The sequence below is a fragment of the Halomonas dongshanensis genome (genome assembly GCF_024790395.1).
GTDB lineage: Bacteria > Pseudomonadota > Gammaproteobacteria > Pseudomonadales > Halomonadaceae > Vreelandella > Vreelandella dongshanensis.
On record NZ_JAJISC010000006.1, the window covers coordinates 260977 to 282975 of the forward strand.

Sequence of the window (21999 nt, forward strand, 5' to 3'; positions counted from 1 at the left end):
CGGTAGCCACTCAACACGAGGTGTAAAGCGAGAGGACATGACATGCAGCGAATAGAGATCGAACAGCTCCCGGGGAGCGCTCACGCGGCTTTGATCCGAGTGGGGAGCACCGCCATCGATGAAGAGAGCGTGGCGCGTGAAGTGCAGCACCACACGGCGCCAACGCTTGAAGAGGCGCAGCAGCAGGCGGCGCGCGCTCTGGTCATTCGGGCATTGCTGACGCAGCGGGCCGAGCAACTTGGCCTTCTTTCCGAGCGTGACGCTGTCACGGAGGAGGAGCAAACATCGGCGATTACGGCCTTGTTAGAGCAGGAGCTCACCGTGCCCGAACCCAATGACGACGATTGCCGACGTTTTTATGCCACGCACCCCGAGCGCTTTAGTGAGCCTGACGTGATGCGGGTTCATCATATTCTGCTTGCCGCCGCGCCAGATGATTCACAAGAGCGCGATACTGCCTACCAGCAGGGCGAGTATCTTATCGATACGCTCACCTTCGCACCGGAGCGGTTCGATGAAATGGCTAGCCGTTACTCTGCCTGCCCCTCCAAAACGAGCGGTGGCGATCTTGGTTGGCTGGCGCCAGGGCAGACCGTGGAAGAGCTCGACCGGGCGCTACGCTATTTACCCCTAGGGCTCCATGGCCGCCCGCTCGCGTCGCGCTATGGCTGGCATGTCGTGCGTATCGATGAGCGGCGGGAAGGGCAGGTGCTAGCCTTCGAGCAGGTGGCGGATAGCGTGCGCCATCTCCTTCGCGAGCAGTCGTCACGCCGTGCCGTGCGCCACTATCTACTCGCCTTGGAAGCCGAATTCGGCGTCGAAGGGTTCGCGCTAGACGACGATGCCAGCGCCAGCCTCATGCAGTAACCGCGACTTTCATTCACGTTGGCGTTGCCTACGAGTAGGGGCAAGTACTTCAGATATAAAGATGGAAGAGCCCGAGAGATGAAACCGGTGCCTGGGTGAATTATGCTCGGAGCTCGACCATTTAGGAGAGCGCCATGTATATCGCTATGAACCGTTTTCGTATCGCCCCGGGCCGGGAAGAGGACTTTCTCGAGGTGTGGCGCAACCGCGACTCACACCTTGATTCCGTCCCCGGCTTTCAGCAGTTCAAAATGCTCCAGGGCGAAAAGCAGGAAGATCACACCCTGTTCATTTCTCATAGCATCTGGGAAAGCGAAGACGCTTTCCGCGCCTGGACCAAATCCGATGCCTTTCGCAAAGCCCACGCAGGCGCCAAAACACCGGAAGGCATCTACCTCGGACCACCAAAGTTCGAGGGATATGCCGTGGTGCTTTAACGTTTGAGCCCCTGCCATTCTTCAGTACAACCCTGCCGCTTACGAGCGGCAGGGTTGTACTGGGCTTTTATGAAAAGCCGATAAGCGCTCCATCATCGTGGGTATTCAAAATATAGGCGGCGCTAGCCTTGGCAACGCCCGCTCTAACAACTGCGCCGCATGCAACACCTTCATATCCTGATATTTACCTGCCACTAGCTGAAGTCCTACAGGCAGCCCCTGATCATCCAGGCCGCAGGGGAGCGAGGCGGCGGGTTGTTGGGTGAGGTTGAAGGGATAGCTGAAAGGCGTCCAATCCATCCAATCATGGTAAGGCCCCTCCGGTGGTACGTTGTGCCCGGCAGTAAAGGGTGCGATGGGCATCATGGGCGTGATGAGTAGATCATAGCGCTGATGGAACGCGGCCATGGTGGCGGTTAGTTCGCTGCGCTGCCGTCGTGCCGCGAGGTAATCTGCAAGCGCGAGCGCTTGTCCTCGTCGAGCGATATCGACAAACCCCGGGTCGATATGCGTTAGCTGGGCATCGCTTAAGCGTTCGAGCACCTGCGTTGCGCCGCTGAACCAGAGCGTATTGAACGTGGTCAGCGGGTCGTCGAAACCAGGATCGATATGCTCCACCGTGGCGCCCAGCGCTTCCAGCTGGGCAACTGCTTTGGCAACACATCGGGCGATATCCGGCGCTACATCGACATAGCCAAGGTTGGCGCTGAAAGCGATGCGCCAGCCGCGCAGGTCGGCGGGTGGCGGTGTTTGCCAGTTTGGGCCTTGTGGGTTGCCTGCGTAGCCGTCGCGCGCATCGGGTTGGGCCATTACGCTGAGCATCAAAGCGCTATCGGCCACGCTACGTGTCATTGGCCCCAGATGCGAAAGCGTGCTCATGGCGCTGGCAGGCCATTGGGGGACCCAGCCGAAGGTTGGTTTTATACCAAAGGTGCCGGTAAAGCTCGCAGGAATGCGGATCGAGCCGCCCGCATCACTGCCTTGATGCAAAAGCCCGAGGTTGAGCGCTGCCGCCACTCCTGCACCCCCCGAAGAGCCGCCTGGAGTTAGCGCAGGGTTCCAGGGGTTACGCGTGATGCCGTGCAGCGGGTTGTCGGTCACCCCCTTCCACCCAAACTCCGGCGAGGTAGTCTTGCCAATGACGATGGCACCCGCGGCCTTCAGGTGTGCGCTAACTGGCGCATCGACGTCCCAGGGCCCATCGGCATCGGTCGAGGTCGACCCCATCCGCGTTGGCAGCCCCTTGGTGGGTGTTAAATCCTTGATGGTGATGGGAATGCCATCGAGTGGCCCGCATGGGGTTCCCGCTTGCCAGCGCTTGGCCGCTGCCTCTGCTTGATGGCGTGCCTGGGCGGCATTGATACAACTAAAGGCATTGAGTGATTGGTAGTGTTCGATGCGCGTAAGGCAGGAGTCGATTAACTCGACCGGTGAGAGCGAGCCTTCACGAAAGCGTGCCAGCGCCTGGGTCGCGGTGATCGATGCGAGGTTCATGCGGCAACTCCGGCGGCGTCGAGGACTGCGTGCAATAGGACATTGGCGCCCGCGTGGACGTGTTCGGGGGTGGCGCTCTCGGCTTCGTTGTGGCTGATGCCGTCTTTGCAGGGAATGAAGATCATCGCTGCAGGTGCCACGCGACCAATGAAAATGGCGTCGTGCCCGGCACCACTGATGATCTCTCGGTGCGATAGTCCAAGACGCTCTGCGCCTCGGCGCACGGCTTCGACGCAGCGCTCGTCGAAGAATTCTGGGGCGAAGTCGGCGGTTGGCGTCAGCGTGTAGTCGAGGCCATGGCGTTCGCTGATGTTGGCGATGGACGTGGCGAGGGTCTGACTCATGGTGGCGAGCGCTTCGGGCTCCCAATGGCGCATATCCAACGTCATCGTGACCTCGCCAGGGATGACGTTGCGCGACCCCGGATGCGCCGTGATGCAACCCACCGTGCCACGTCCATGGGGCGCGTGCTCGCTGGCGATATGGTTGAGCGCCTGAATGATCTCGGCCGCGCCCAGAAGCGCATCGCGACGTAGGTGCATCGGCGTGGGGCCTGCGTGCGCTTCCAACCCGGTGAGCGTGAGGTCGAACCACTTCTGGCCGAGCGCGCCGATCACCACGCCAATGGTGGTATCGGTATCTTCCAGGATGGGGCCTTGCTCGATGTGCGGCTCGAAATAAGCTTTGATTTCATCGATGCTGACGTTGTCACTGCCACGGGCGTGAATGGCGTCTAGCGCCTCGCCCGCACTGGCGCCTTCGGCATCGGTACGGGCGAGCATGGTGTCGAAGTCGAGCTCGCCCGTAAATACGCCCGAGCCCATCATGCAAGGTGCGAAACGGCAGCCCTCTTCATTGGTCCAGGCGACGACCTCGACCGGCGCATCGGTCGTGATGTTATGGGCGTTGAGCGTGCGGATGACTTCCAGGCCGGCGAGTACACCAAAGCAGCCATCGTACTTGCCCCCGGTGGGCTGACTGTCCAGATGGCTGCCCATCATCACCGCTGGGCCATCCACGCGCCCAGGGCGGCGGGCAAAAACGTTACCGATACGATCAACGCGAATGGTGCAGCCCTCGGCGCGACACCATTGAATGAAGAGCTCGCGGCCCTGGCGGTCCAGTTCGGTCAGCGCTTGGCGGTTGACGCCACCCTTTGGCGTGGCGCCAATCTTGGCCATCTCCATCAACGCTTGCCACAAGCGGTCACTATCGGTGTGCAGTGCCGCGAAGACGCTCCCGGTGGCGGCGTCTTCACTTGGGCGAGACTCATTGGTTACGGTCATGATCACTTCCTCGTGAGGTGATAAGGGCGTTGGAAGACACCAGCCTGTCGGCGTGGGTCAGTGCATCCAGCGGCGAAGAGGTAGCTTGAGCAGCAACGTCATCGCTGACCAACATCTGGGCTGCCATTTCGGCTTCCAGCGCGGCCATATGCCGTTCGGCATCTTCCATGTGCTCGCGCATGAGGTGACGAACACGAGCGGTATCTTCGGCGCGATAGGCGTCGATGAGCTGGCGGTGGTAGGTACAGTTGGCGTGGTCGAACTGCTTGCGTTCAGGAAGGTAGGCCTTTTTGACCACCACTAGGTCACGCAGCATGTCGTTGAGAAAATGGCAAACGAAAGCGAGTAGTGGGTTAGGGCAGGCCTGGGCCAAAAGCTGATGAAAGCCTAGCTCCAAGAAGCGCTGACGCCGCTGGTCGATGTCATCGTGATGGCAGTGGCATGCCGCTACGTTGGCTTCGAGTGCAGCGAAATCGGCGTCGCTGAGCAGGCCCACTACCGATACGGCAAGCTCCACCTCCAGCAGTTTACGCAGTTGATAGACCTGCTGGCTGTCGATCGTCTGGAAGTGGAGAAAGTTACGCAGCATTCGGCTAGCGGGCTCCATGCCGGGCTGGCTGATCACGGCACCGCCGCCGGGGCCGGTTTTCAGTGTGATCAGCCCCTCGACCTCGAGAATCTTGAGCGCTTCACGAATGGTACCTTTGGCGCATCCGTAGAGCGCGATCAATGCTTTCTCGTTGGGTAAGCGGTCGCCTTCGCCAAGTGATTCGGCAGCGATCCAGCGTTTGATATCGCTGCTGATCAGTTCGGCAAGCTTGGGGCGACGTGGCTGGTCTCGGGGCATGATGACGTCTACTGACCGAGGCTAGCGGGTGCGGAAGCCGCGCAGGTGGTACGCTCAGGGTGGTACTCGCCGTCGTAATCGCGTCGCGCCTTGGCAAAGCGTTCCACTACATCGGCGTCGCCGCGCGTGAGTACGTGGCTCAAACCAATGAAGAGCAGCGTATTGAGCAGCAGCCCCCATACTCCAGCATGAAAGCCTAAGGGGGCGCTCAAGGGCCCAAACGTCATCAGCAGAACGCAGCCAACACCGCCCAAAAGCCCTGCGAGTGCCGCCGTGGGGTGAGCTCGCTTCCAAGTGATGGCGCCAAGGGTTGGCACTACCAACTGTGCGGTACCGGCTAGCGCTGCAATGCCGATGGTGACCAATACGCCCGGAACCGTCAGCGCCATGATGTAAGCCGCCAACGAGAACCCGACCAGTGACAGTCGCCCAATGAAGACGATACGGGCTTGGGTAGCGCTGGGATTCACATAGCGCTGGTAGATGTCCATGGTGACTACGGTCGAGACCGCATGAATCTGCGAGTTGGCAGTGGACATGGCGGCCGCCGCGCCCGCTGCCATGATCAGTGACGCAAGCAGATAAGGGGCATAGTTCATCAGCATGACCGGCAAAATCTGATCGGCGTTGGCGATGCCGGGTTCGAGCAGCACACCAGAGTAGCCCGACAGCACCGAGCCCATATAGGCAATGGCTGCCAAACCGAGCAAAAACGGCATCAGGTTGAATAATCGACCGCTTTTGACCGAGTACATTCGCAGCCATATCTGTGGCCCCATGAACGCGCCGATAGCCGTAATGACGAACAGCGAGAACCACATGGGATACCCCATGGTGCCATTGGGGCCAGGTAGCGTCAGATGAGCGGGTGAGCTCTCTTGTAGCTGGGCAAAGAGTGCCGTTGGCCCACCGACGTGGGTGGATATGTAATAACCGGCGTACATCATGCCGAAGAACAGAAGGGCGCCGTAGATGACGTCGGTCCAGGCGATGGCACGTATGCCGCCCACCCAGACGTAAACGATGATCACGAAGTAGAACAGCAGCGCGGCAAGCCAGAAGGGAATGGCGCCATTAGAGGCTACTTCGATGAGATAGGCGCCGCCAGTGAGCTGGATTTGCAAATAGGGAACGGTAAAGATCAGTGTAATCGCCGCCACGACGATCCGCAGCGTCTCGCTATTATAAAAATCACCGAGCAAATCCGACGGCGTCAGGTAGTTGAAACGCTTGCCCAAGTACCACACGCGCTTACCGATCCAGTAATACATGAAGCCGAAGAGTAGGTTCCAGGCCAGCGCGGTAAGGTAGACCGGGCCATTGGTATAGAACGTCGCGTTGGAACCGAGGAATGCAAATGCACTCCACCAGGTAGCCGCAACGGTGAAGAACACGGCGATACTTCCCATAGCGCGGCCTTGAACGAAGAAGTCCTCGCTGGTCTCCTGGGACTGCCGGGCCGACATCAATCCCACGACCAAGGGAATGATCATGAAGGCCGCAATGATCGTTAGGCTCATGGTGTAGGGCTCCCCCAGTTGGTGAGATAGGCGACGAGGAACGTCATCGTCAGTACGAACCACCAGAAGAGATTCCAGACCAGAAAGAACGGCAAGCCGAATAACATCGGCTCGATACTATTGGCGATAAGAATCAGCGGGCTTTCCAGCATGACAAAACACACCATCATACTGACGTAGAGCGAGAGTTTTCGGGGTGTTAGGTACGCACCCAACACCTTGAGACCAGACGAATGCGTGGACATAAGAAGACCCTTCATGGTGGCTATTAGTGTTATTGGTCATTACGACTTAAAGGCGAAAAAAACGCGCTTAAACCGCAGTGAGGGCGTAATCCATGATGTCGATGTGAAGTTGTATTTATTCGTATAAATATAATCAATAAAGAGTTTCAGCGTGGCGGTCAATAGCCAACATGTGGGTATATCGCCTATTTACGTATAGATTTACTAACCTGAAGAAAAGAAAAATAAGATTTTATCAACGTGAAAGCGCGCGCATGCTGGGCGTTCTGGTCACCTGATAGGAGCCTACGATGTTCGAACTACAACAACCTTCGCCTACCGAACGCGTGCCTGCCGAGGCCGTACTCAACCATCACTACTGGATGCCGTTCAGTGCCAACCGTGATTTTCGTCAGCATCCGCGGATGATCACCGGCGCGGATGGGCGCTATTTCACCGACGACAAGGGGCGCAAGCTCTTCGATTCGCTCTCGGGGCTTTGGACCTGCGGCGCTGGGCACAATCGCGCCGAGATCAACCAGGCGATCACCCGTCAGTTGAGCACGCTGGATTACGCCCCCGGCTTTCAGCTCGGTCATCCGCTAGCGTTCCAGCTGGCCGAAAAAGTAGCCAGTCTCATGCCTACAGGGCTCGAGCACGTGTTCTTCACCAACTCAGGCTCCGAAGCCGCCGACACCTCGGTGAAGATGGCCAAGGCCTATTGGCGCCTGAAAGGGCGGCCGGAAAAGACCCGTTTGATCGGCCGCGCCAAGGGGTATCACGGGGTCAATATCGGTGGCACCAGTCTAGGAGGCATCGGGCCCAACCGTAAGCACTTCGGCCCGCTGATGGACGTAAGTCATCTTCCGCATACCCTGCAGCCCAAGCTCGCTTTCACGCGCGGTCAGGCCGAAACCGGGGCCGAGCTTGCCGATGCGCTGCTCGACCAAATCGCCCTACACGACGCCTCGACCATTGCGGCGGTCATCGTCGAGCCGATGTCGGGGTCGGCGGGTGTCGTAGTGCCGCCCAAGGGCTATCTCGAGCGCTTGCGCGAGATCTGTCATGCCCACGACATCCTGTTGATTTTCGATGAGGTCATCACCGCTTTCGGGCGCAGCGGCGCGCGTACCGGTGCCGAGGCCTTCGGCGTCACGCCGGATATCATGAACGTCGCCAAACAGATCACCAATGGCATCGTGCCTATGGGCGCGGTCATCGCCTCGCGCGAGATCTTCGATACCTTCATGCACCAAGGGGGCGCGCCGCACGCCATCGAGTTCGCTCATGGCTACACCTACAGCGCCCACCCGGTGGCCTGTGCTGCGGGCATCGCCGCACTGGATCTGCTCGAGCGTGAAGACTTTCCTGGACAGGTGCGCGCCATTGCGCCGGTCTTCGAAGAAAAACTGCATGCACTCAAACGCTGTGCCCACGTCGTCGATATTCGCAACTACGGCTTAGCGGGTGCCATTCAGCTCGCCCCGCGCAATGGTGACCCGGGCCTACGCCCGCGCGATGCCCACCTCGCACTTTGGGAGGCTGGATTCTACGTGCGCTACGGCGGCGATAGCCTGCAGTTTGGCCCTCCTTTCGGCACCACCGAGGCAGAGCTCGAACGGCTCTTCGATGCGGTCGCCACCACTCTCGACGCCCTGGCGTAACCTGTTTTGGAGTCTTCTATGCGTACTATTGCCCATTTGATCAACGGCGAAGCGGTCAACAGCCAGCGCACCTTGGCGGTCACCAACCCCTCTACGGGGCAGGTGACGGGTCAAGTTGCCGATGCCAGCGCCGCCGATGTCGAGCGCGCCATCGCCGCCGCCAAAGACGCGTTTCCTGCCTGGCGCGATACGCCGCCAGCCAAGCGCGCCCAGGTGATGTTCCGTTTCAAGCAACTGCTCGAAGAGCACGCCGAGCGTATCGTGCAGCTCGTTAGCGAAGAGCACGGCAAGACCGTCGAAGATGCACTGGGCGAACTCAAGCGCGGCATCGAGAACGTCGAATACGCCTGCGGCGTGCCGGAGCTGCTGAAAGGTGAGTACTCCCACAACGCGGGGTCTGGCATCGATGCCTGGTCCAATTTTCAGCCGCTGGGTGTGGTGGCGGGTATTACTCCGTTCAACTTCCCGGCCATGGTGCCGCTATGGATGTACCCCATGGCCATCGCCTGTGGTAACACTTTCATTCTCAAGCCGTCGGAGAAAGACCCCAGCGCCGCCTTGGCCGTTGCTGAGCTGCTGCAGGAAGCAGGTTTGCCCAAGGGCGTGATGAACGTGGTGCACGGCGGACGCGAAGCGGTCGAGACGCTGCTGGATGCCAAGGAGGTGAAAGCGATCTCTTTTGTTGGCTCGACCCCCATCGCCGAGACGATCTATCAGCGCGGCGCCTCGACCGGCAAGCGCGTGCAAGCCTTGGGCGGAGCCAAAAACCACGCCGTCGTCCTACCGGATGCCGACCTTGAAAACGCCGCCAATACGCTGATGGGCGCCGCTTATGGCAGCTGCGGTGAGCGCTGCATGGCGATCTCGGTCGCGGTGTGCGTGGGCGACGAAACCGCCGACCGCTTGGTCGAAACCTTGCTGCCCAAGATCGCCGAGCTTAAGGTTGGCCCCGGCACTGATAAGGGACTCGATATGGGTCCGCTGGTCACCGCCGCACATCGCGACAAGGTGCTGGGCTATATCGAGGAGGGCGTTAGCGCCGGAGCCAAGCTGGTGGCCGATGGGCGAGACCTTTCGGTCGCTGGGCACGAGGAGGGATTTTTCGTTGGCGGCTGCCTGTTCGATCACGTCACCCGCGATATGCGTATCTACCAGGAAGAGATCTTTGGCCCGGTGCTCTGCATCGTGCGTGTAGGCAGCTTGGATGACGCCATGGCGCTGATCAACGACCACGAGTACGGCAACGGTACTTGCCTATTCACCCGAGACGGCGAGGCCGCCAGACGCTTCACCGATGGCATCGAGGTTGGCATGGTCGGCGTCAACGTACCGCTGCCTGTGCCGGTGGCCTATCACAGCTTCGGCGGTTGGAAGCGCTCGCTGTTTGGCGACTTGCACGCCTACGGGCCTGATTCCGTGCGCTTCTATACCCGCCGCAAAGCGGTCTCCCAGCGCTGGCCCTCGGTGAGCGAAGCCACTCGCGCGGAGTTCTCGTTTCCTGCCAATCAGAGTTGACGACAGGGTCTGTAAGTACCGTCTCAATTATCGACTTAACACCACCGGGCCCGTGCTCGGTGGTGTTTTTTTATCACTAGCGATATCAATTCTTAGCGGTGCCGATTTGTTTTTTTCAGTAGCGACTTCTTTTCCCATGTAAGACATTCGCCATAGTTTTTGTAAGCTATTTCGGAAAATGGCCTTGGTGTCTTGATTTTGCTGGCTAAGTCTGTAGTTTTTATAGGTTCTCAAATGCGTGCCATTCTCTTTGGTGGCACCTTTTACCCGCTCTCCGCTCAGGCCTGCATTCACAAGGAATAGAGGGCTCATGTCACTATTTATTGCCATCGTGACCACCTTTCCCACGGTCATCTTTACCGTTCTGCTCGGCGTTGCTGTCGTTTACTGGTTGATTTCGCTCTCGGGGATGGTCGATAGCGACGTTCCCGATGGCGATCTTAGCGACGGCGTGGCAGATCTGGGTGGTCTTTTAGCCACACTTGGGCTGCATGGCGTGCCGCTGCCACTGGCGATCACGCTCGTGGCGCTATGTGGATGGTTATTTAGCTACTTCGCCGAACTGTTGCTGGGTATCCATATGGGCGGTGGGCTCTTGCACTGGCTCTATGGTGGCGTAGTGCTAATCGCGAGTTTCGCCGTTGGCGTCATCGTGACGGCGCAGCTGATTCGCCCGCTGCGGCCGCTATTCAAGCCGGCCCAACACCTGCCCATCGAGAAACGCCTGACCGGCACGCTGTGCACGGTACGTTCGGGCAGCGTCGACCGCACCCGTGGCCGCGCCGATGCGCACATCGAGGGCGATCACCTGATTTTACAAGTGCGTAGCGACAAGCCGCTGGCCCGCGGCGACCGCGCCATTTTGATTCACTACCTAGCCGAGGAGAACGCCTACTGGGTCATCCCCGAGGATGATTTCCAGGCTGGTCCGGCGGCCTGAGCGCTTTTAGCGTCATCGCCCCTAACGTAATCGTCTCTAAGCAACCGCCCTAAATAGCCCGCAAACAAGGAGAGAAAGATGGATTTTTCGTGGCTCATGCCCGTGCTGGTGAGCATCGGCGTCATCATCATCGTCATTTTGGCGATTTTGTCGCTGTTCAAAGCGTTCTATCGCAAGATCGACCAAGGCCAGGCGTTGATCGTCAACGATCTCTCCACTACGCCGAAGGTGTACTTCACCGGGGCGATGGTGCTGCCGGTCATCCACCGCTCCGAGACCATGCAGATCTCGGTTATCACCCTTGAGCTCAACCGGACGGGCAAAGAGGGGCTGATTTGCGGTGACAACCTGCGCGCCGACATTGGCGTTACCTTCTACCTGCGCGTCAACGCCACCACCGAAGACGTGCTGCGCGTGGCCAAATCGGTGGGTGCGGGGCGTGCCTCCGACCGTCAAGCCGTGAATGAGCTGTTCAATGCCAAGTTCAGCGAGGCGTTGAAAACCGTCGGTAAGAAGATGGAGTTCATGCAGCTCTTCGATGAGCGCCAGAAGTTTCGCGATGCCATCGTCGAAACCATCGGTGAGGACTTAAACGGCTACGTACTCGATGACGTCGCCATCGACTACCTGGAGCAGACGCCCAAGAGTTCGCTCGACCCAAATAACATCCTCGACTCCGAGGGCATCAAGCGCATCACCGAGATTACGGCGTCGCACAATGTCGAGACCAACCGTCTCGAGCGCGATCAAGAGCTCGAAATCCAGCGTAAGAACGTCTCTGCGCGGGAAGCGGCGCTCGAGCTCGAGCGTACCCAAGCCGACGCCGAAGCGCGTCAAAAGCGAGAGGTCGACAGCCTGCGCTCGCGTGAGGAGTCTGAAGCTGAGCAGGTGCGCCAACAAGAGCGCTCCAAAAGCGAAGCGGCGCGGATCAAAACCGACGAAGAGCTGGCCATTGCCGAAGAGAACAAGCAGCGTCAGATCGAGATGGCCACCAAGGCCCGCGAGCGTGCCGTGCAGATCGAAGACGTGCGTATCCGCCAAGCCAAGGAGCTCGAAGACGTCAACCGCGAACGGGCGGTCGAAATCGAGCGCATCGGTATGGAAAAAGCGCTGGAAGAGGAGCGCAAAGAGATTGCCGATATCACCAGCCAGCGCATCGCGGTGGAGCGTAGCGTCGTTGAGGAAGAGGAGAACATCAACGACGTGCGTAACCGCGCCGAAGCCGAGCGCAAGAAGGTCACTCGCCTGACCGCTGCTCAGGCCGAGGCCGAGGAGAGCAAGGTCAAGGAAGTGCGCGCCGCCGAGGCTGCGTTCGAGCGCTCCAAGCTCGAAGCCGAAGAGACCGTGCTGCGCGCCCAGGCCGAGCTGGACTCCGCCGAGAAGCGCGCCGCCGCCGAAGAGAAGCAGGCGCGTGGTCACCAGGCCCTGGCCGCCGCCGATGGCTTGGCCGAAGCGCAGGTGCTCGAAGCCCGCGCCCACGCTCAGCGTAGCGAAGGCCTGGCCCAGGCGGAGGTCAAAACCGCCACGGCGAAGGCCGACGAAGAGGCCGGCATGGCCGAGGTACGAGTACTCGAGCAGCGTTTGGAAGCCGAAGCGATGGGCGAAGAGAAGCTGGGCAGCGCTCGCGCCCAGGCCCGCGAGGCGATGGCCAAGGCCGAAGCCAACGGCTTGGTCGAGAAGCTGCGCGCTTACGACAACATGTCCGAAGAGGCGCGCCGCTTCGAGGAGTTCCGCATGAACCTCGAAGTCAGCGAGAAGCAGATCATAGCCCAGATCGACGCCCAGCGTACCGGCATGTTGGAGAACGGCAAGGTCATGGCTGCCGCACTGCAGAACGCCAAGTTCGAGCTGATCGGCGGCGACGGTGGCATCTTCGACAAGTTCGCCTCCGGCCTTGGATACGGCAAAATGGCCCAGGGTGTGCTCGACCAGTCACCGGCGCTGCAAGCAACGCTTGCCGGCCTTGCCGAGCGCGCCTTGAGCACCACCAGCTCGACCACTAACGGCGCACCGTCGGAATCGGCGTGATGCTGGCCGCTTAGACGCTCCCTTCCAAGACCGCAGGCGTTGTTGCTTGCGGTCTTCCACTTTTCAGGACGGATACGATGCCAAAGGATGCGAGATCGATGGATACCCGATCCTCGAATGCCGAGTCTTCCGATACGACGCCCCAAGACGTCGAGAACCTGGTCAAGGAGAGTACTGCGTTCGAGACCATCAAGCGGCGCCTGGCGAGCCAAGGCAGCGAGCTTGGGGCAGCGGTGGCTACGCTCAACGCCGAGCGCGCCGAGGTGTTCGGCACCAGCAACATGGCGCTTTTGGGCCGCGCCCGGGTGCGCACTGAGAACAACGCCATAGCGCGCGACATGGTGCGCATCGGCGAGCAGATACTCTTCGGCTTCAACGTCCAGTTCGGCCTGCGCAAGGCGCTGGCGGCCAGCGACGTCTTTGCGCTCTACCACCTCAAAGACGATGACGACGGGCTCGAACTGACCGAAGCGTCGCTCGAGGGAAGCTTTCTCACCGACGAGCAGTTCCTGCGCGATTTCCGTGAGCTACAGCAGTACTACAGCCACGCCACCTTGTCACAGCTGGTAACGCTTAACGGCAAACTCTTGGTGGCGTTTCAGATTGGTGAAAAGCTCACCGACCTGCGCGTGTTTCGCTGGGAGCTCAGCGGCCGGGGCGAGGTGGTGCGCTATATCGATAACCGCGGCGAGCGCGACCTGGTGCTGCCGGAGCGTTTCGCCTTCGCCTGGCAGAGCGCCGGGCGCGATCTACAGGTGCAGGGGCGGGCGCCGCACCTCAATATTCTCGATACGGTGTTCGTCGACAACCTCGGCGGCAACATCACCTTCAAGATCGAGAACAACACCAAAAGCGGTGAGGGTATCTTCACCGACCCGGTCGAGTCGGACTCGCAGTCGCTGGATGACGCCACCTTCGAGTACGCCGATCTCGGTGCGGTGGTGCTGGTGCGTATTCTGCCTTTTAACGAATCCATCTGGCGCTACTACCTGTTCAACCGCAGCGAGCAGCACGTCAAACGCCTCGACGCCATGGCGGGTTCGGTGGTGGAGCTACCCGAAAACCACGGCCTCATCTTCCCCAACGGCTACTACCTCAACAGCGGTGAGCTAACCACCTTCGACGTGCCCGAGGAGGATCTGCGTTTCAAGCGCATGATACGCTCGCCCAACGGCGAAGACGTGCTCTACGCCTTCTATGCGGTGAGCACGGGGCAGGTAGTACTCTATCGCTACAACCTGATTCGCAAGCAGGTCGATACGCCCATGGTGGGCCACGGCGCGGCGGTGCTGGAAAATGGCCATCTGGCGATCTTCTACGCCGAGGATGAGCCAACGCTGGTGCATCCGATTCAAGTGTGGGCCACGCCCTTCATGTCCGAGCGCTTCCACGCCCAAGAGGCGGTGCGCAACGATACCCCACTTGGGCGTATCGGTAATCCAGAACTCGTGCGCGGCATCGCCGAGCTCAACGGCATCGTTCAGCTCGCCGCCGAGCGCGAGGCGACCGAGCGTCACTTCAACGCCATCATCCGCCGGGTAGATCGCGCGCTGAACCAGTTCCACTGGGTGGGCGAGGACGACTTCGCCGCCATCCAGAAAGCCCTCGAACAGCTCAAGCACACCGCCGAGCTGATGCTCGATGAGTACGAGAAAGTCCAGGCCATTCGCGCCCAGACCGCCCAGGCGCTCGATGAGGTCGACAGCGCCCAGGCGACGCTACTGCGTGAGCTAAAGCCGAGCAGTTGGAAAACGCCGGACCTGTTCGTTACCTATCTTAAAAAGCTGCGCGATCATCGCGGCCGACTGATGGCGCTGGGTGAGCGCCGCTATCTCGACCAGGCACGTTTGGCCGAGCTGCAAGCGGCGCTGGACAAGGCCGAGGCCGCGCTCACCGAGCAGACGTTTAGCTTCCTCGCCCAGCCCGAGGCCCTGGCGGGCTACCGCGAGACGATCCAAGAGATTCAGACCCAGGTGAGCGAGGCGGAGAACCGCAAGGCGCTGGCTTCGTGCGTCGAGCGCTACCGCGAACTCACCGCAGGGCTCGATATGATCCAAGGGCTGATCTCCTCCATGCCTGGAGGCGATGCCGTCGAGCAGACCCGTATCACCGAGAATCTCTCGAGCATCTACGCGGCGATCAACCAGCAGCGCTCGAAGGCTGAAATTCGCCTGCGCGAGCAGGGCAGTGCCGAAGCCAAAGCGCAGTTCGCCGCCCAGATGCGCCTGTTCGAGCAGAGCTTGGCCAACGGCGTGGGCGCACTGCACGAGCCCGAGGAGTGCGATCAGCTGATGACGCGCATGCTCGACCAGCTCCAGGAGCTGGAGAGCCAGTTCGGTGAGTTCGACGAGTTTTTGAACGCTATCCTAGAGCAGCGCGAGAGCGCCCACGAAAGCATCGAAGGCCGTCGCCAGCAACTTCAAGATGCTCGCCAGCGCCGTGTCACCACGCTTACCGAGGCAAGCCAACGCATTCTGGCTAACGTCACCCGACGCACCGAGCGCTTCGACACCCTAGAAGAGTTGCACAGCTTCTTCGCCGCCGACGCCATGGTGGGCAAGGTGCGCAGCATGGTGGAGGAGCTGCGCGGCATCAATGCCAACCTCGACGCCGACGATATCGCCGGGCGGCTGCGCGCCGCTCAGGACGCCGCCCTGCGCAGCGTCCGTGACCGCGCCGATATCTACGAAGAGGGCGGTAATGTCATTCGCCTGGGGCCGCGCCACCGCTTCAGCGTGAACCAGCAGCATCTGGATTTGACCCTGGTGCCGCGCGACGAGCGCATCATGCTGCACCTGACCGGCACCCAGTACTTCGAGCCCCTCGATGACGAGCGCCTGAGCGCGTTGAAACCCTACTGGACGATGTCGTTGCCGTCCGAAAGCCGCACCGTCTACCGCGCCGAATATCTGGCCTATCTGTTCATGGCCGAACTTTCACGGCCGGGTGCTACGCCGCTCAACGTCGAAGACCTGGAGGAGCTGCAGCGTCAGATCGCCGCCTTTGCCTCGCCGCGCTACCGCGAAGGCTACGAGAAGGGCATTCATGATCATGACGCCGCATTGATCGTGCGCACCCTCTGGCCTGCACGCCAAAGCGCGGGGCTGCTGGCCGTGGCGCCGCAGTCGCGGGCGCTGGCCATGCTGTTCTGGGCGGATCGTAAAAGCGACGATGAGGCGGCGCGTAACCTGCGCGCCCGCTGCCTTTCGGCGGGGATCTTATGCCGCATCATGCAAAGCGAGGAGCTATTGCACGCGCTGATCGACGAGCTCCGTCCGCAGCTAAGCGCCTTCGTCGCCGTCCATGGCCTGCCGGGCACGCCGACCGAAGAGGCCAGCGCCGCCGAGTTTCTCGCGCGTCAGCTCGCCGAAGAGGGCGATGCTTTTCCGGTGACCCAGTACGCCTACGGCCTGGTCGAGGGCTTTACCACCCACATGCAGCGCCAGGGGCACTACGCCCACTTCAAAGAAGCGCTGGCCGTGGTGAAAGGGCAGCCCGGCGCCCGCTGGACAATCACCGCGCACTGGCTCAAGGCCTACGCTGATCAGGCTGGTCAGCAGGCTGCGCTGCACTACCTGCCCGAGGCTATCGCCATGCTCAATGCAGGTGATCGCTTACTTACATCCGCGCACAGCGTCGAGCTTGCCTTCACTGTGAGCGGGCTCTTGGGCCAGCACGAGCGCCTCGACCAGCAGCAGCTTGCGCTTCAGCTCGATGATTTCCAGGCGCGCTTGCGCCAGCACGAAGAGATCGCCATCCGTGACTGGTCGGCGCTCCAGGCGAGGCGGCAAACGGTGCTCAACGAGCAGCGCGAACGCCTGCGGCTCGAGGAGTATCTGCCCAAACCCTTGAACTCCTTCGTGCGCAACAAGCTGATCACCGAGAGCTACTTACCCATCATCGGCGACAACCTGGCCAAGCAGATGGGCACCGTGGGCGATACGCGACGCAGCGACAACAGTGGGCTGTTGATGATGATTTCGCCGCCTGGCTACGGCAAGACCACGCTGATGGAGTACGTCGCCAACCGCCTGGGGCTGATCTTCATGAAGATCAACTGCCCGAGCCTTGGGCATGACGTGACCTCGCTGGACCCGGAGTCGGCCACGCACTCCACCGCCCGCGCCGAGCTCGTCAAGCTCAACCTGGCCTTCGAGATGGGCAACAACGTCATGCTCTATCTCGACGATATCCAGCACACGCATCCGGAGTTTTTGCAGAAATTCATCTCGCTGTGCGACGGCAGTCGGCGTATCGATGGCGTCTGGAATGGGCGCACCAAGACCTACGACATGCGCGGCAAGCGCTTCTGTATCGCCATGGCGGGCAACCCCTATACCGAAAGCGGCGACGTCTTCAAGGTGCCGGACATGCTCGCCAACCGCGCCGACGTCTACAACCTGGGCGATGTGCTCAGCGGCATGGAGGAGGTCTTCGCGCTCTCCTATATCGAAAACGCCATGAGCGCCAATACGGTGTTGGCGCCGCTTGCCACCCGTGGGCTCGACGATTTCTACCGCTTCGTCGACCTTGCCCGAGGGCGCGAGGTGCCCAGCACCGACTTCGAGCACGACTACAGCGCCGCCGAGCGCGAAGAGATCATCGCCGTGCTCAACAACCTGTTCAAAGTGCGCGAAGTGGTACTCAAGGTGAACCAGCAGTACATCGCCTCTAGCGCCCAGGACGATCGCTACCGCACTGAGCCGCCGTTTCGCCTGCAGGGCAGCTACCGCAACATGAGCCGCCTGGCGGAGAAGATCTCGCCCATCCTGAGCGACGCCGAGCTCGAAGCGATCATCGACGACCACTACGTCGGCGAGGCGCAGCTTCTCACCCAGGGCGCCGAGGAGAACCTGCTCAAACTAGGCGAGATTCGCGGCACGCTAAACGACGAGGAGAAAGCCCGCTGGGAGTCGATCAAGCGCGAGTTCAAACGCCGCCAGCTCACCGGCGGCGACGAGGAGACCGGCGCGCTGGTGGTGCGCCAGCTGAGCTTGATTGCTGAGGGGCTGGGTAATCTACGCCCGGTCGAGCCGGTGGCGCGCGATGGGCATTGAGTACGCATCGATAGGAAGAGCGCTATTAGAAATCGCCATAATGTCAGGCTAGTTAGTCTGCTAATTCAGGCTACACTATGCATGCACTCATGACCCGCTGCCCCGGCAGCGGGTCGTTTTTTGGAAAGGATCGTTCATGTCGACTTCACCGCCTACGCAAGCGCGCTCGGCGAGCATCTTTCTAGGCGCCGCGCTCGCTTTCATGACTACCATGATGGGCACCACGCTGCCTACGCCTCTCTATCCTATCTACCGCGACGCCATGGGCTTTTCACAGCTGATGGTGACGGTGATCTTCGCCGTCTATGCCGCTGGCGTCATCGCGGCACTACTGGTGACTGGCCGCTGGTCCGACCAGCTCGGGCGGCGACCGCTGCTGTTTGCTGGCCTCGCGCTCTCGGCGATCAGCGATGTGGTGTTCTGGAACGCCGAGGGAATCGGCATGTTGCTAGCCGGACGGGTGCTTTCGGGGCTCTCCGCCGGTATCTTCACCGGTACCGCGACGGTTGCGGTAATGGAGCTGGCGCCACCTGCCTGGGGGCGTGCCAGCACCCTGATCGCGACGGCTGCCAACATGGGCGGACTGGGCCTTGGACCCATTGTGGCTGGCGTATTGGCCACGCTCTTTCCTATGCCGCTGGTGGTGCCCTTTGCGGTGCACTTCGTTCTCGTCCTGGTGGCCGTGATCTGTATTTGGCGCGCTCCGGAGACGGTTAAGCGCCCAGATAAGATTCGGCTGCGCATACAGGCGCCGAGGATTCCAGCCGAAGTGCGTTCCGTGTTCTTGCCTGCTTCGATTGCTGCCTTTGCCGGTTTTATGGTCTGCGGTTTCTTCACCGCCTCGGCGCCTTCGATGCTGGGCGGTGAGCTGGGTTACACCAACCACGCGCTGATCGGCTTCGTTGTGGGGCTTTTGTTCATTGCCTCGACCGTCGGGCAGATCCTGCAGGATCGCTTACCTCAGGCCAAGCGTTTGCCCATCGGCTGTGCGGTGCTGTTGGTGGGGGTCTTGATCGTTGCCTGGGGCATCGTGGCCGAGGCGCTTTTGGGCTTCGTGCTAGGGGCCATCGTATCGGGTATCGGGCAGGGCATCGGCTTTCGTGCGGGCCTTGGGGCGGTGTCATCTGCCAGCGAGAGCAACCACCGCGCCGCCGTGGTATCGACGTTCTTCGTCGTCGCTTATGTGGCCATTTCGCTGCCGGTCGTCGGTATCGGCCTGCTGGGTAGCATCGCAGGCCAGCAAACCGCAGCGCTGAGCTTTGCTCTTATCGTGGCGCTACTTAGCTGTATCGCGTTGGGGCTTCTGCTCAAGGGACGTCGCCTGTAAGTAAAGGTTTACACCGGCTGACGCAGCTTAAGTAGCGACATCCCAAGCCCAATGAAGGCGCTGCCCAGCACGCGATTGACCAGCCGCCTGCGGCTCGCGGCGCCGAGCCAGCGGGCGAGCTGCTTTGCCAGCGTGCCGTAGCTCATCAAGGTGAGAAAAGAGAGCGCCATGAAGGTGCCGACCATGATCGAGAACTGCGGCAGCAGCGCGCGCTGGGTAGTGAGAAACTGCGGAAACAGCGCGGTGAAAAACAGGATGGCCTTGGGATTGCTCATCGCCACCAAAAGCCCCTCGCTGAACGTGCGCCAGGCGCTAACTGGCGCGCGTTCAGCGTTCGTGGGTACCAGCGGCAAACGGCTACGCCATTGGCGAATACCGAGATAGATCAAGTAACCCGCACCGCCCAGTTTGAGCAGCGTGAAAAGCGCCTCCGACGCCTTCAACATCACTCCAAGCCCCAGTACCGCCGCCCCCGCCAGCAGCAAAAGCCCCGTGATATTGCCCAACGACGACAGCGCCACGCGCCGATACCCTCCCGCCATCCCGTTACGCACCGCCACTAAAAACGCCGGGCCAGGGCTTAGAATACTCACCAGCGCCGCCGCAATGAAAACGAGCCACGTAGTTAAGGGCATCAGCATCTCCTGAGTAATATTTCTGAGCGTTACACCTCACTGTAACGATTGGGTGAGGATCTGCCCACTGGGGCTTGTCATGGGCATCTTTTGTCGAAAGAAGTGGAGCGCCAACAGTGTTTGTGGCCCTCCTTGTGAGCCTGGGCGCGGCTGATGCCGATGTCTCTTAGGAGTCGGTCGTTGAGAGTCAGCAACTGGCGGCGGCTACGGCGAAGCTCCTGATAGTCGCGCAGTCGATAAAGAAGCCGAGAAAGGCTGAATGGGCGCATGGGTAGTCCTCCGTGATAAGTCCATTCAGGCTACGCAGCGACACTGCTTCAATACAGATATAGATAGAAGTGTTTTAAGGATACAGTTGCGCTATTTTAGTGGGCTGTAAGGTGCCATTGACGCCTAACTGTATGGCCAAGGAGAAAACGTGCCGTGACACGCTATGAACGAGTGGCTGCTGTATTGCGCGAACGTATCGAGCACGGTCTCTATCGCCCTGGAGATCGGCTACCTTCCATCCGCGCCGTTTGCCAGGAGATGTCTGTCGGGATCTCGACGGCTCAGGCGGCGTATCGTCAGTTGATGGACGCTGCGCTTATCGAATCCAGGCCCAAGTCGGGTTACTTCGTGCTTTCGGGAGGCGCTCCAAGCGTGCTGCCCTCGGTATCGCGCCCAGCTCAACGGCCGCTCGATGTTTCCCAGTGGGATCAGGTACTCGAATTGGTGGCAACTCAGCGCGACGATCATCGACTGCTGTTGGGGCGAGGCATACCTAACCTGGAGTATGCAACGCTCAATCCGCTATCGAAAATTCTCGCTGGACTGCACCGTCGAACCGAACTGAATGGCTTCAACTACGACAAGCTCAGCGGAAGCCCTGAGCTTCGTCAGCAGGTGGCCAAGTTGGTGGTGGCTTCCAACTGTCTGCTACATCCGGATGACATTCTGATTACCACGGGCTGCCAAGAAGCCTTGGCCATTGCGCTTCGCACTCTGACTCAGCCTGGTGACGTGGTCGCGGTAGATTCGCCAAGCTTCTACGGCACCATGCAGATTCTCAAAGCTAATGGCCTGAAAGCGCTAGAAATACCTACCGACCCCCAAACCGGTATTAGCCTGGAGGCTTTGGAACTTGCCCTCGAGCAGTGGCCGATTCGGGCGATACAGATTACCCCGACCTTCAATAATCCACTGGGCTATACCATGCCGACAGCGCGCAAGCGTGCGTTGGTGCAACTGGCGCAGCGCTTCGATGTGGCAATCATCGAAGACGATATCTACGGCGACCTGGCGTTTAGCGCGCCCCGCCCCCCTACTGTAAAATCTTTTGACGACGATGGCCGAGTGTTGATGTGCAGTGGTTTTTCCAAGACGTTGGGCCCAGGGCTTCGCGTTGGTTGGCTAGCGCCGGGCCGCTATCGTGATCAGGCGCTGCACATGAAGTACGTCTCCACTGGAGCCTCGGCCACGCTGCCCCAACTGGCGGTGGCGGAGTTCGTTGCCAAAGGATATTTTGATCGCCACCTGCGCTTCGTGACGCGTCAGTACCAGCGGCAGCGCGATGTCATGATCCAGTGGGTACAGCGCTACTTTCCACAAAGTACTGGCATCAGCTACCCCCAGGGTGGTTTTCTATTATGGGTAGAGTTGCCCGCCGCCGTGGATTGCGTACGCCTCAACGAACGCCTCGCGGCGCATCGAATCCACGTGGCCCCTGGGTCGCTGTTTTCCGCCTCAGGCAAGTTTCGTCAATGTTTGCGACTGAACTACGCGTTCACGCTCACACCAGCCATTGAAGAGGCCGTGCGCTGCGTGGGCTCGCTCGCCGGTACGATGGTCGAGGAGGCCTTGCAGCCGCTCGAGTAATTGCCTCCAACTGGATATAAACCAGCGTGTATACGGGCGATAAAATCACGTTGGTGGCATTTTAAAGATTGTTTGTAAGGTGCTGATTTCGTTGTTCTTTAACAGTTTGCAACTGATCAAAAAATGATCTAAATCGTTGGTGGCTTTTACGCCATCTATTTTTTCCTTCTAGATCAATCGTCTACAATTAGACCGTTCCCCGCGCCAGCGGGGATGAACCGTCGAGCGATATCAGCTTCGACGGCCTGGCCACCCGTTCCCCGCAGGCGCGGGGATGAACCGCTCGGCGGCCTTATGGGGT

General features: G+C 60.3%; 17 protein-coding genes. 9 read left to right on the forward strand and 8 right to left on the reverse strand.

Features of this window, described 5'->3' with window-relative positions:
• Window positions 1-42 precede the first annotated feature (42 nt).
• Both LLY24_RS14250 and hmuQ read left to right on the forward strand, forming a co-directional pair.
• Window positions 43-867 carry a peptidylprolyl isomerase gene (locus LLY24_RS14250; RefSeq protein WP_259036960.1) on the forward strand — a complete coding sequence of 275 codons (825 nt, stop codon included), beginning with the start codon at window positions 43-45 and terminating at the stop codon, window positions 865-867.
• Between the two features lie 134 nt (window positions 868-1001).
• Window positions 1002-1304, forward strand: coding sequence for a heme-degrading protein HmuQ (gene hmuQ, locus LLY24_RS14255; protein WP_259036961.1), 303 nt, complete (start codon window positions 1002-1004; stop codon window positions 1302-1304).
• 105 nt (window positions 1305-1409) lie between these two features.
• Here hmuQ and LLY24_RS14260 read toward each other — a convergent pair whose 3' ends face one another.
• From LLY24_RS14260 to LLY24_RS14280, 5 genes are read right to left on the reverse strand one after another with little or no spacing between them, the layout of a single operon-like run.
• Complete coding sequence (locus tag LLY24_RS14260; protein ID WP_259036962.1) at window positions 1410-2798, reverse strand: amidase; 1389 nt, start codon at window positions 2796-2798, stop codon at window positions 1410-1412.
• Window positions 2795-4084, reverse strand: coding sequence for a Zn-dependent hydrolase (locus LLY24_RS14265; protein WP_259036963.1), 1290 nt, complete (start codon window positions 4082-4084; stop codon window positions 2795-2797). Before LLY24_RS14265 ends, LLY24_RS14260 begins: the two co-directional genes overlap by 4 nt.
• Window positions 4068-4931, reverse strand: coding sequence for a FadR/GntR family transcriptional regulator (locus LLY24_RS14270; protein ID WP_259036964.1), 864 nt, complete (start codon window positions 4929-4931; stop codon window positions 4068-4070). Before LLY24_RS14270 ends, LLY24_RS14265 begins: the two co-directional genes overlap by 17 nt.
• An 8-nt stretch (window positions 4932-4939) precedes the next feature.
• Window positions 4940-6451, reverse strand: a complete 1512-nt coding sequence (locus tag LLY24_RS14275) for a sodium:solute symporter family protein (RefSeq protein ID WP_259036965.1) — start codon at window positions 6449-6451, stop codon at window positions 4940-4942.
• Entirely contained in the window at window positions 6448-6696 is a 249-nt protein-coding gene (locus LLY24_RS14280; protein WP_259036966.1) for a hypothetical protein, read from the reverse strand. The genes LLY24_RS14275 and LLY24_RS14280 overlap by 4 nt, the downstream gene beginning before the upstream one ends.
• A gap of 290 nt (window positions 6697-6986) precedes the next feature.
• On the opposite strand from LLY24_RS14280, the gene aptA reads away from it, so the two are divergent.
• Together aptA and LLY24_RS14290 are read left to right on the forward strand one after the other, a co-directional pair.
• Window positions 6987-8339, forward strand: a complete 1353-nt coding sequence (aptA, locus tag LLY24_RS14285; protein WP_282563402.1) for an omega-aminotransferase AptA — start codon at window positions 6987-6989, stop codon at window positions 8337-8339.
• Window positions 8340-8357: 18 nt separating this feature from the next.
• Window positions 8358-9854: a CoA-acylating methylmalonate-semialdehyde dehydrogenase gene (locus tag LLY24_RS14290; protein ID WP_259036967.1), complete on the forward strand. Its 1497-nt coding sequence runs from the start codon at window positions 8358-8360 to the stop codon at window positions 9852-9854.
• 27 nt (window positions 9855-9881) lie between these two features.
• Here LLY24_RS14290 and LLY24_RS14295 read toward each other — a convergent pair whose 3' ends face one another.
• A complete protein-coding gene (locus tag LLY24_RS14295; protein ID WP_259036968.1) occupies window positions 9882-10184 on the reverse strand; it encodes a hypothetical protein in 303 nt (100 codons plus the stop codon).
• On the opposite strand from LLY24_RS14295, the gene LLY24_RS14300 reads away from it, so the two are divergent.
• From LLY24_RS14300 to LLY24_RS14315, 4 genes are all read left to right on the forward strand, one after another.
• Window positions 10165-10794: a hypothetical protein gene (locus LLY24_RS14300; RefSeq protein WP_259036969.1), complete on the forward strand. Its 630-nt coding sequence runs from the start codon at window positions 10165-10167 to the stop codon at window positions 10792-10794. The genes LLY24_RS14295 and LLY24_RS14300 overlap by 20 nt on opposite strands.
• 78 nt (window positions 10795-10872) lie before the next feature.
• Window positions 10873-12822, forward strand: a complete 1950-nt coding sequence (locus LLY24_RS14305; RefSeq protein WP_259036970.1) for a hypothetical protein — start codon at window positions 10873-10875, stop codon at window positions 12820-12822.
• Window positions 12823-12920: 98 nt separating this feature from the next.
• Complete coding sequence (locus LLY24_RS14310) at window positions 12921-17879, forward strand: DNA repair ATPase (RefSeq protein WP_259036971.1); 4959 nt, start codon at window positions 12921-12923, stop codon at window positions 17877-17879.
• A 136-nt stretch (window positions 17880-18015) separates the two neighbouring features.
• Window positions 18016-19206: an MFS transporter gene (locus LLY24_RS14315; protein ID WP_259036972.1), complete on the forward strand. Its 1191-nt coding sequence runs from the start codon at window positions 18016-18018 to the stop codon at window positions 19204-19206.
• A gap of 8 nt (window positions 19207-19214) precedes the next feature.
• Here the strand turns inward: LLY24_RS14315 and LLY24_RS14320 are convergent, their stop codons facing one another.
• Together LLY24_RS14320 and LLY24_RS14325 are read right to left on the reverse strand one after the other, a co-directional pair.
• The gene (locus LLY24_RS14320; RefSeq protein ID WP_259036973.1) at window positions 19215-19841 is read right to left on the reverse strand and encodes a LysE family translocator; all 627 of its coding nucleotides are present in this window, start codon (window positions 19839-19841) and stop codon (window positions 19215-19217) included.
• Window positions 19842-19918: 77 nt separating this feature from the next.
• Window positions 19919-20110: a DUF1127 domain-containing protein gene (locus LLY24_RS14325; protein WP_259036974.1), complete on the reverse strand. Its 192-nt coding sequence runs from the start codon at window positions 20108-20110 to the stop codon at window positions 19919-19921.
• Window positions 20111-20264: 154 nt separating this feature from the next.
• On the opposite strand from LLY24_RS14325, the gene LLY24_RS14330 reads away from it, so the two are divergent.
• Window positions 20265-21698: an aminotransferase-like domain-containing protein gene (locus LLY24_RS14330; RefSeq protein WP_259036975.1), complete on the forward strand. Its 1434-nt coding sequence runs from the start codon at window positions 20265-20267 to the stop codon at window positions 21696-21698.
• The last annotated feature ends 301 nt before the right edge of the window (window positions 21699-21999 follow it).

What these genes read in the sequence shown, in the direction of transcription:
- LLY24_RS14250 (WP_259036960.1), top strand. Translation starts at nt 43, where the DNA reads ATGCAGCGAATAGAGATCGAACAGCTCCCGGGGAGCGCTCACGCGGCT.
- LLY24_RS14265 (WP_259036963.1), bottom strand. Translation starts at nt 4,084, where the DNA reads ATGACCGTAACCAATGAGTCTCGCCCAAGTGAAGACGCCGCCACCGGG.
- LLY24_RS14275 (WP_259036965.1), bottom strand. Translation starts at nt 6,451, where the DNA reads ATGAGCCTAACGATCATTGCGGCCTTCATGATCATTCCCTTGGTCGTG.
- aptA (WP_282563402.1), top strand. Translation starts at nt 6,987, where the DNA reads ATGTTCGAACTACAACAACCTTCGCCTACCGAACGCGTGCCTGCCGAG.
- LLY24_RS14290 (WP_259036967.1), top strand. Translation starts at nt 8,358, where the DNA reads ATGCGTACTATTGCCCATTTGATCAACGGCGAAGCGGTCAACAGCCAG.
- LLY24_RS14300 (WP_259036969.1), top strand. Translation starts at nt 10,165, where the DNA reads ATGTCACTATTTATTGCCATCGTGACCACCTTTCCCACGGTCATCTTT.
- LLY24_RS14295 (WP_259036968.1), bottom strand. Translation starts at nt 10,184, where the DNA reads ATGGCAATAAATAGTGACATGAGCCCTCTATTCCTTGTGAATGCAGGC.
- LLY24_RS14270 (WP_259036964.1), bottom strand. Translation starts at nt 4,931, where the DNA reads ATGCCCCGAGACCAGCCACGTCGCCCCAAGCTTGCCGAACTGATCAGC.
- LLY24_RS14260 (WP_259036962.1), bottom strand. Translation starts at nt 2,798, where the DNA reads ATGAACCTCGCATCGATCACCGCGACCCAGGCGCTGGCACGCTTTCGT.
- hmuQ (WP_259036961.1), top strand. Translation starts at nt 1,002, where the DNA reads ATGTATATCGCTATGAACCGTTTTCGTATCGCCCCGGGCCGGGAAGAG.
- LLY24_RS14315 (WP_259036972.1), top strand. Translation starts at nt 18,016, where the DNA reads ATGTCGACTTCACCGCCTACGCAAGCGCGCTCGGCGAGCATCTTTCTA.
- LLY24_RS14320 (WP_259036973.1), bottom strand. Translation starts at nt 19,841, where the DNA reads ATGCCCTTAACTACGTGGCTCGTTTTCATTGCGGCGGCGCTGGTGAGT.
- LLY24_RS14305 (WP_259036970.1), top strand. Translation starts at nt 10,873, where the DNA reads ATGGATTTTTCGTGGCTCATGCCCGTGCTGGTGAGCATCGGCGTCATC.
- LLY24_RS14310 (WP_259036971.1), top strand. Translation starts at nt 12,921, where the DNA reads ATGGATACCCGATCCTCGAATGCCGAGTCTTCCGATACGACGCCCCAA.
- LLY24_RS14280 (WP_259036966.1), bottom strand. Translation starts at nt 6,696, where the DNA reads ATGTCCACGCATTCGTCTGGTCTCAAGGTGTTGGGTGCGTACCTAACA.
- LLY24_RS14325 (WP_259036974.1), bottom strand. Translation starts at nt 20,110, where the DNA reads ATGCGCCCATTCAGCCTTTCTCGGCTTCTTTATCGACTGCGCGACTAT.